The 845-nt window shown below is 42.2% G+C and carries 1 protein-coding gene; it reads right to left on the reverse strand.

Going from position 1 to position 845, the window contains the following annotated elements:
- A partial coding sequence (locus J1G40_RS18250; protein ID WP_265244100.1) for a hypothetical protein occupies window positions 1–845 on the reverse strand: 845 nt, incomplete at both ends.

An 845-nucleotide genomic window follows, 5' to 3' on the forward strand; every position in this document is an offset into this window, starting at 1 on the left:
TGGTCATCTGTATTATCCAGGTATCCACTGAGATCTACACTGTTTCCATCTTCTATAGAGAGTGTATTAGCTGCCAGTGTTAAGTTCTGATCATCAGTTCCTACTAAAGATGAAAGATCAACAACCTGATTGGTACCGTTTTCTATTCCTATGGTAAGGTCTGTTCCGGAAAGTCCGGAACCAGCTATATTCTGATCATCCGTACCGGCATCATCCAAATGCGATAAATCTACGGTCTGACTGGTGCCGTCTTCGATACCTACTGTCAGTACATTGGTTCCTGCATCTACAGCAAGGCTTTCGATATTCTGATCGTCCGTACCTACTAAAGATGAAAGATCAACTACCTGATTAGTTCCGTTTTCTATTCCTATGGTAAGATCTGTTCCCGATAGTCCGGAACCAGCTATATTCTGATCATCTGTGGATACAAATCCGGATAAATCTACCGTATTACCATCTTCAATACTAAGATCTGTACCGGCAAGGGTAAGATTCTGATCGTCTGTACCGGCATCATCCAATGCTGATAAATCTACTGTTGTAGAAGTTCCATTTTCTATATCGATCTGAAGTACATTGGCGCCACTTAAGGAGGCTCCTGTCAAATTCTGATCGTCTGTACCGGCATCATCTAAATGCGATAAATCTACGGTCTGACTGGTACCGTCTTCGATACCTACTGTCAGTACATTGGTTCCTGCATCTACAGCAAGGCTTTCGATATTCTGATCGTCTGTACCTACCAAAGATGAAAGATCAACTACTTCGTTTGTTCCGTTTTCAATACCAATGGTAAGATCGGTTCCTGAAAGTCCTGATCCTGATATATTCTGATCGTCGGT

This window comes from Muriicola sp. Z0-33 (assembly GCF_026126425.1).
In the GTDB taxonomy this organism is placed as follows: domain Bacteria; phylum Bacteroidota; class Bacteroidia; order Flavobacteriales; family Flavobacteriaceae; genus JAFMPW01.